A 7,966-nucleotide genomic window follows, 5' to 3' on the forward strand; every position below is an offset into this window, starting at 1 on the left:
TTTTTTTTGAATCCACGGTGTCGTGTCTGTCACAGCCGTACTTCCACAGGGTGGAGGCCAGGCTAAACGTTCGAGTGGAAGGATTTTTGCCCCTGCCACTCACACAATCACACGCAGTGCATGGCGTACGCCTGTGAACGTCACGCTCGTACGCAGTCCTAGATGGTCACCGTCCATCTGAAGCGGGAGCGGAGCCTGCGATTGCAAGGTGAAGTCGGCGAGGTCGTGTAGTGACACGGCGTGCTTGCCGTGGGGGCCGCGCTCGGGCGTCGAGGTCAGCAACTGGGTTGCGTACCGGGTGACCGTCGGCGTCGTCAGCTTGGTCAGGCCGAGCACGTCGAGGCCGGTGTCGAAGGACGCCTGGGGTGACGCGTAGATCGGCCGATTGCCGAAGTAGGTCCACGGCGAGGTATTGCAGACTATGGAAAACGCCAGGTCAGAGACGGGGTCCTGGCCGGGCTGCTCGATGGTGATGGTGCCCTGGCGGCGGCGCGGCTCACCGAGGAACTGGCGGAGCGCCTGCCGTACGTACAACGCGTGCGTCGAGCGCTTGCCGCGCTCGCGCTGCTGCTCGACCCGGCCGATGACACCGGCGTCGAAGCCGAACCCCGCGCAGAAGGTGAACCAGCGGGCCGGCACCGACTCGTCCGCGGAGCCCGGTGTGCCGGCGGCCAGGCCGAGGCCCACCGTGCGCTCGCTGCCCTCGCGCAGCGCTGCCAGCAGGGCACCGGTTGCCTCGACGACGTCGTTCGGCAGACCGAGCGCCCGGGCGAAGACGTTGGTGGAGCCGCCCGGCACCACCGCCAGGCGCGGCAGCTCGCTCGGCGCGGGGCCCTCGTGGAGCAACCCGTTGACCACCTCGTTGACGGTGCCGTCGCCGCCGAGGGCGACCACGACGTCGTACGTGCCGCTCTCGGCCGCCCGGCGGGCCAGGTCGCGGGCGTGCCCCCGGTACTCCGTGCCGGCGACCTCCAGCTTGAGGTCGCTGGCCAGTGCATGGATCAGCACATCACGGGTGCGGGCACTGGTGGTGGTTGCTGCCGGGTTGACCACGAGAAGCGCGCGCATGCGAAGCAGACTACCTACCTGCTGGTAGAGCTCCCACCCCGGTGGGTGTGCCCGGGGCCGGTGTGCTGCCGGGCCCCATGGGTGTCGGAGGGCGACGCACTACCCTTGCGTGGGTGAGCAGCAAGCAGAACCGTGGCCCCGCGCAGCGCCGCAAGAACGGCCCGGCGGCGGCCAAGAAGACCCAGTCGGGCAAGGCGGTCGCCGCCGAGCGGAGTGCGTCGGGGACGACCGGTGCGGACGGGCCCGAGGCCGCTGCAGGGCCAGGTCCGGCCGGCGCCGCCCCCGCCGCCCCCGCGCCCCGGGCCGCCCGCCCCCCCCCCGCCCCCCCCCCGCGCCCGGCCCCGGGCCCGCGCGCCCGGGGGCTCCCGTACGCCCGGCAGGTCCTGCGTGCCGCGCGCTGTGTCCTACGCACCGTGCCCCGGCGGCAGCAGCTCAGTGCAGCGCACCGGGCCTCGGCTCGGCCGCCTCCGCGGGGTGGTCACCCGCGGCAGCGGCCTCGCCCTGGGCGTGCAGCCGTGGCCGTACCGTGGTCCACACCAGGACGCAGCCTATGACGATGGCGACGGTCATGGTCAGCGCCATGGTCAGGGTCGCCGTACCGCCGAGCGCGACCAGCGGCGCCACGATCGGGCCGACGGCGAAGCTCGACATGCCGAGCAGGGCCGCCGCGGTACCGGCGCGTTCCCCGTGGCCCGAAAGCGCCAGCGTCGAGCTGTTCGGGCTGATCACCCCGTAGCAGAACAGCACCAGCGCGAGCAGCAGGAGCAGGGTGACCAGGCCGAGGTCGAGCAGGACCGCGCCGAGCAGGGCGAGCGCCGTCACCGCGGTCGCCGTCGTCCCCAGTACGTACATGCGCGCGGGTCCGGCGCGGCGCACCACGGCCCGGTTGGACAGCGAGCCGAGCACCGCGACGATCGCGTTCATGGCGAAGACGGCGCCGAAGGCCTGCGGGCTCAGGCCGAAGCCGTCCTGGAGGACGAAGCTGATGGACGCCAGATAGGTGAAGAAGGCGGTGCCCGTGCACGCCCCCACCAGCAGGAAGCAGACGAACAGCCGGTCGCGCAGCACCGCGCCGAACCGCCGACCGGTCTCCGCGAACCTGCCGTCGTGCCGCTGCTCGGGCGGCAGCGTCTCGGGCAGCAGGGTGGCCGAGATGACCAGCAGGACGAGCCCGATGCCGGCGAGCACGACGAACAGCCCGCGCCAGTCGAGCACCACGGCCAACTGCCCGCCGGCGACCGGCGCCAGGAGCGGGGCGAGCGCCCCGACCAGACCGAGCAGGCTGAGCAGCCGGGCGAGTTCGGCCCCCGACGCGATGTCGCGGGCCGCGGCCAGCGCGATGACGATGCCGGCCGAACCGGCGATGCCCTGGAGGAACCGCAGCACCAGCAGCATCTCGATGGTGGGCGCGAACGCGCACAACAGCGAGAGCACCATGAACAGCGCCACGCCCCACAGCAGCGGTCGCCGCCGGCCGAGCCGGTCGCTGAGCGGGCCCGCCACGAGCTGGCCGAGGGCAAGCCCGAGCATGCACACCGACATCGTCGCCTGCGCCAGGCTCTCGCTGGTGTGCAGGTCGTCGGCGAGCTGGGGCAGCAGCGGCATGGACAGGTCCATGGACAGCGGCCCGAACACTTCGAGCGACCCCAGTACGAACGCCGCGGGGGGGGGGGGGGGGGGGTGCCCCCCCCCCCCCCCGGGGGGGGGGCGCCCGGGCCCCCCCCCCCCCCCGCCCCGGGGGGCCCCCCCCCCCCGGTCCCCCGGCCGGGGCGGCGCCCCCCCCCCCCCCCCCCCCCCCCGGCGTGGTCTGCGACGTCATGGACACCGGCCGCCCTGGCCGAGGATCCGCCGCAGCCAGGAGTCCCGCACGGCAGCCGCGGCCCTGGACGCCTCGGCGTCCGGCGAGAAGCCCGTGAAGCCGTGGTAGCCACCGGCCCACACGTGCAACTCGGCCTGGCCGCCGGTGGCCCAGATCCCACTCGCGTACGCGAGCGCCTCGTCCCGGAAGACCTCGGCGGCGCCGACCGTGATGAAGGCCGGCGGCAGCCCGGACAGGTCGTCCGCGCGGGCGGGCGCGGCGTACGGGGACACGGCGTCGGTGCCCCGGTCGGTGCCGAGGATCGCGTTCCAGGCCGTGTCGTTGTTGTTGCGGTCCCAGATGCCGATGCCGTCGTACTGCCGGCTGGAGACCGACTCGTTGCGGTCGTCCAGCATCGGGCAGTCCAGGACCTGGCCGGCCAGCGCCGGGCCGCCGCGGTCGCGGGCCAGCAGGGCGACGCCGGCGCTCAGCCCACCGCCCGCGCTGGCCCCGCTGACCACGATGCGGCCGGCGTCGACGCCGAGTTCGGCGGCGTGCTCGGCGAACCAGAGCAGCCCGGCGTAGCAGTCCTCGACGGCGGCCGGCGCCGGGTGCGCGGGGGCGAGCCGGTATTCGACCGTCACGGCGACGGCCCCGTAGCGCACCACCTCATCCACGAGGCCCGCGGCCCCGAAGAACCGGTTGCCCAGGACCATGCCGCCGCCGTGGATGGCGTAGATCCCCGGCGCGTCCCGCACCTCGCCGCGTGGCCGCAGCACGGTCAGCTCCACCTCGGGCGCCCCGGCCGGGCCCGCCACGCGCACGTGCTCGAACTCCACCGGATGGTCGCCGATCACCGTCTCAAGCGGCGGCACGATGGTGGCGAAGTGGGCGCGGTTGGCCAGGATCGTCCCGGCCCGCAGCGGGATGCCCTCGATGAGCTCGCGGCACGCGGCCAGCCCCGGTTCGAGCTGCGGATCGTAGGGGACGGGGCGTGGCCGCGGCACGCCGTCCACCGCGGGTTCGGCCGGCACGGTCAGGGACCTTCCGGGTCGACGATGCCGCGGTCCACCCAGAACGGCTCGACCAGCGAGCGCAGCTCGTCGGCGCCGACCCGCTCCAGCAGGTCGAGGGCGCCGATGTTCTGTTCCACCTGCTCAAGCCGGGTGGCGCCCACCAGCGTGGTGACGTTCGCCGGGTGGCTGAGGGTGAAGGCGACGGCGAGTTGGGCGGCCGTGGTGCCCAGCTTCTCGGCGAGTTCGACGATGCCGGGGACGGTGGCCACGATCGCCTCGCGGACCGAACCGGGGTCGCGCCCGATCTCCCGGGTGGGCGCGGTCCGACCGGCCAGGATGCCCCCCTCAAGCACGTCGGACGACTGCATGCTGAACCCGGCGCCGAACAACTCGGCGAACGGCTCACCGTCCGGGATGGAACGGCGCGCCAGGCTGTACTTGAGCTGTGCGATCTGCGGCCCGGCCACCCCGCGCTCGGCGGCGATGCGGCGCAGCTCGTGGATGTTGGACGCCGACCAGTTGTTGACGCCCCAGGCCCGGATCAGCCCGGCGTCGGTGAGCCCGGCCAGGTCCTCGACCAGGTCTTCCAGCCGTACGTCATCGCGCCGCAGGTCGCCGAGGATCACCAGGTCGGCCTGTTCGAGCCCGGTACGCAGGAACGCGTTGTCCAACTGGGGCTTGAACCCCTGCTCGCCGAAGCCCTCGATCCACAGCTTCACCGAGGCCAGGTAGGCGTCGCGGGGCACGCCCACCGCGCGCATGATCGATCCCCACAGCACGTCGGTGAAGACCGGGGGCTTGCCGGGGAGGCCGTACACACCCACGTCGAACAGGTTGACCCCGCGGTCGAGCGCGTAGCGGACCATGGCTACGGCGTCGGCGAAGTCCATCCGGTCGAAGATGTGCCACGAGCCGAGGGAGAGCGCCGAGGTCTCCAGGTCGCTGGTGCCGATGCGGCGCCGGGGAAGCAGTGTGGTGGTCACGCGTGATTCCTTTCTGCGGGTCGGCTCACGGAGCCGGATCGCACTCGCTCAGGGGGGCCTTCGCCGCGCTCAGGGAAGCCGGGGGTCGATGACGGCCTTGATCTCCTCGTGCCGGCTCATCGCGGTGATGCGCGCGGAGGCTTCGGCGAGCCCGACGGGCGTGCCGAACAGACGGTCCCAGGGCATCCGGTCGGCGAAGGAGGTGAAGAAGCCGATCGCCTCGTGGTAGTCGGCGATGTCGCCGTTGAGCGAGCCGACGACGGTCAGCTCCTTGCCCATCACCGCGCCGAGCGCCAACGGGTCGGAGACCGGCCCGGTGCTGCCCACGATGACCACGCGCCCGCGCTGGGCGGCCATCGCCACGGCCTCCCGGCCGACCGAGGGCGCGCCGGCGAAGTCCAGTACGAGGTCGGCGCCCTGGCCCTGGGTGAGTTCCTGCACCCGGGCCACCGCGGCGTCCGAGCCGTCGGCGATGTCCACGGTGTGCTGCGCGCCGAACTCCTTGGCCAGCGCCAGCCGCGCCTGCGGGGCGCCGACGGTGATCACCGAGCCCGCGCCGCCGAGGTAGGCGACCGCGGTCGCGAACAGGCCGAGCGCACCCGAACCCTGCACCACCACCCGGGAGCCGGGCCGCACGCCACCGGCCCGGGAGAACGCCCGCAGCACGGTCTTCGCCGCACAGCCGGCCATCGCCGCCCAGGTGTCGGGCACGCCGTCGGGCAGCAGCAGCTTGGCCGCCTTGGGGACCACGTACGCGTACTCCGAGAGCCCGGCCGTGGCGTACGGGTGCACGTCGGCGCGCTGCCGGAACCCGTAGCCGCGGTCGGAACAGGCGACCGGCTCGCGCAGCACGGTGCAGCCGTGGCAGGCGCCGCACGTCGACTCGGACCAGCCGATCCGGTCGCCCACGTGCAACTCGCGACCCAGCGCGTCCCGGGTGCCATCGCCGAGGGCGACGATCTCGCCGACCATCTCGTGTCCGAGCACCATCGGCAGCATGCCGGGGAAGGTCATCTTGCCCGACCAGATCTCGATGTCGGTGCCGCACAGCGTCGTGCAGACGATGCGTACGAGGGCGGCGCCCGGTTCGGGTTCCGCCGGAAGCGGCAGGTCGGTGAGGTCGAGCGCGGCGCCGTGCTCGCTCAGGACGGCGGCACGTGTCGAGGAGGGGAAGTCCATCGAAGCTCCTTCGGATCGAGCGTATCGGGGGCTCGACGATGCGTTAGTCTACGGACGTTGACTCAAATGTCGAGACCCTGAGAGCAACGAGGAGCACCCGTGCGCACAGCCGACGGCGACGCCCAACCTGCATCGGCCGACCTGATCCTGCGAGGCGGTGTGGTCCACTCCCTGTCCCCGGGTGGCCAGGGAGTGACCGCGATCGCGGTCCGCGAGGGGCGCGTGGCCCGGATCGGCGCCGACCGCGAGGTGATGGCGCTGGCCGGCGCGGCCACCGAGGTGATCGACCTCTAAGGCCGCGCCGTACTCCCGGGCATCAACGACGCCCATCTGCACGCCACGTGGCTGGGTGCCATGGGGCCCGACACGCTCTTCGGCGACCACGTGGCGCCGGGGCCGCCGCCGCAGCGCCCGCTGTCGGACGCCGCGCAGCGCCGCCGGGCGATCCTGCGCGCCGGCGAACTGGCCACCTCGCTCGGCATCACCAGCTACACCGAGCCCGGCCTCGGGCCCGGCGAGGACGGCGGCGCCAGTGGCGCGTTCGGCTCCTCGGTCGCCGAGCAGTACCGCGCCCTGGCCGCCGATGGCCTGCTGCGGGCCAGGGTGACGGTGCTCTGGCTGTTCGGCGAGCTCGACGGGCCGAGCGACATCGACAGCTTTCTCGCCGGACTCGCCGCAACCGACGGCGCCACCAGCGACCCGCGGTGGCTCCGCTTCGCCGGCGTCAAGATATTCGCCGACGGCATCCCGCCCATGCAGTCCGCCTACACGCACAACTGCTACGCGGACGGCGTCAGCGCGTCCCTGCTGGTGGCGGGCGCCGACGACGCGGAGCGCGAGGCGAACCTGAGCCGGATGATCATCGCCGCCCACCACGCGGGCCACCAGGTGGGCGTGCACGCCACCGGTGACCGCTCCATCGAGGTCACCCTCGATGCGATCGAGCGGGCCCGCGCCGAGAAGGACGCCGACCTCGGGCACTACGTCATCCACGGTGACCTGGTCACCCGGCCGCAACTGCGCCGGATGGCGGCGCTCGGGGTCGGCCTCGACACCCAGCCGGAGATCGCGGTACGCACCCGCTCGTTGGTGGACGCCGCGCTCGGCCCGGGCGCCGCGGAAGCAGCCTGGCCGCTCCAGGCCGTGCTGGACGAGGGTGTGTCGCTGTGCCTGACCTCCGACGCCCCCGTACTGTCCCCGGACTGGCGCCGGCAGATCGCCGCGGCCGACGAGTGGATGGGCCCCACGGACGACCCGCGCCGTCGCATGGCACGCCTGCTGCGCTGCTACACGGTCGAGCCCGCCCGCCAGGACCACGCCCTGGACTGGAAGGGCACGCTGGCCCCCGGCATGGTCGCTGACCTGTGCGTACTCGAAACGGACCCGCTCGCGGTGACCCCGGCCGAACTGCCGGACGTCGCGGTGGACCTCACGGTCCTGGACGGCGAGGTCATCTACCGGCGCGGGGCCGCGGCGGCCGAGGCCGTAACGCCCGAGGCTGGGGCGCCCGCGACCGTGGTGCCCGAGACGGCCTGACGGCGGCGCCGGCGGGCCTGCTCGGTAGTGGGTGGGTCGGCGGGTGGCTGTGGGGTGGGCCCGGGTCGGCCCCGGGTTGGTTGTGCGTCAGCCGATCGGTGAGTCGGTGGGTGGGTCGGCTGTGTGCAAGCCAACCAACCCGTGCGCCGACCAACCCGTGTGCCAACCCACCGTTGTCGGGTGGGTCGCGCCGGGCGTGTCAGACGGGCTGTGGGTGGGGTGGGTCGGCCCCCACCCACAGCCATGGGGGAGCCGGCCCCGGCGCCGGCGCCGCCCCCGCGCCCCCCGGGGGGGCCGGCCCGGGGGGGGGCCCGCCCCCCCCCCGGGGCGCGCCGCGCGGGCCGCGCAGGCTTGTGGGGTGCCGCGGGGCGGGGTCCTGGGGGAGG

7 protein-coding genes are annotated in these 7,966 nt (G+C 73.8%); 2 read left to right on the forward strand and 5 right to left on the reverse strand.

What is annotated here, in order from left to right; translation table 11 throughout:
* Positions 1-99: 99 nt before the first annotated feature.
* From AAHZ94_RS04710 to AAHZ94_RS04730, 5 genes are all read right to left on the reverse strand, one after another.
* Complete coding sequence (locus AAHZ94_RS04710; RefSeq protein ID WP_349990746.1) at positions 100-1,068, reverse strand: diacylglycerol/lipid kinase family protein; 969 nt, start codon at positions 1,066-1,068, stop codon at positions 100-102.
* A gap of 432 nt (positions 1,069-1,500) precedes the next feature.
* Entirely contained in the window at positions 1,501-2,718 is a 1,218-nt protein-coding gene (locus tag AAHZ94_RS04715) for a multidrug effflux MFS transporter (protein ID WP_349990760.1), read from the reverse strand.
* A 165-nt stretch (positions 2,719-2,883) separates the two neighbouring features.
* Positions 2,884-3,900, reverse strand: a complete 1,017-nt coding sequence (locus AAHZ94_RS04720; protein ID WP_349990748.1) for an alpha/beta hydrolase — start codon at positions 3,898-3,900, stop codon at positions 2,884-2,886.
* Positions 3,901-3,902: 2 nt separating this feature from the next.
* Complete coding sequence (locus tag AAHZ94_RS04725; protein ID WP_349990749.1) at positions 3,903-4,865, reverse strand: aldo/keto reductase; 963 nt, start codon at positions 4,863-4,865, stop codon at positions 3,903-3,905.
* A 69-nt stretch (positions 4,866-4,934) separates the two neighbouring features.
* Positions 4,935-6,044 (reverse strand): zinc-binding dehydrogenase, encoded by a 1,110-nt coding sequence (locus AAHZ94_RS04730; protein WP_349990751.1) that lies wholly within the window; start codon positions 6,042-6,044, stop codon positions 4,935-4,937.
* 99 nt (positions 6,045-6,143) lie between these two features.
* Here AAHZ94_RS04730 and AAHZ94_RS04735 point away from each other — a divergent pair, with 99 nt between their 5' ends.
* Together AAHZ94_RS04735 and AAHZ94_RS04740 are read left to right on the forward strand one after the other, a co-directional pair.
* Positions 6,144-6,338: a hypothetical protein gene (locus AAHZ94_RS04735; RefSeq protein ID WP_349990753.1), complete on the forward strand. Its 195-nt coding sequence runs from the start codon at positions 6,144-6,146 to the stop codon at positions 6,336-6,338.
* A gap of 60 nt (positions 6,339-6,398) precedes the next feature.
* A complete protein-coding gene (locus AAHZ94_RS04740) occupies positions 6,399-7,580 on the forward strand; it encodes an amidohydrolase family protein (RefSeq protein WP_349990755.1) in 1,182 nt (393 codons plus the stop codon).
* Positions 7,581-7,966: the final 386 nt, after the last annotated feature.

This window comes from Streptomyces sp. HSW2009 (genome assembly GCF_040240285.1).
GTDB lineage: Bacteria > Actinomycetota > Actinomycetes > Streptomycetales > Streptomycetaceae > Streptomyces.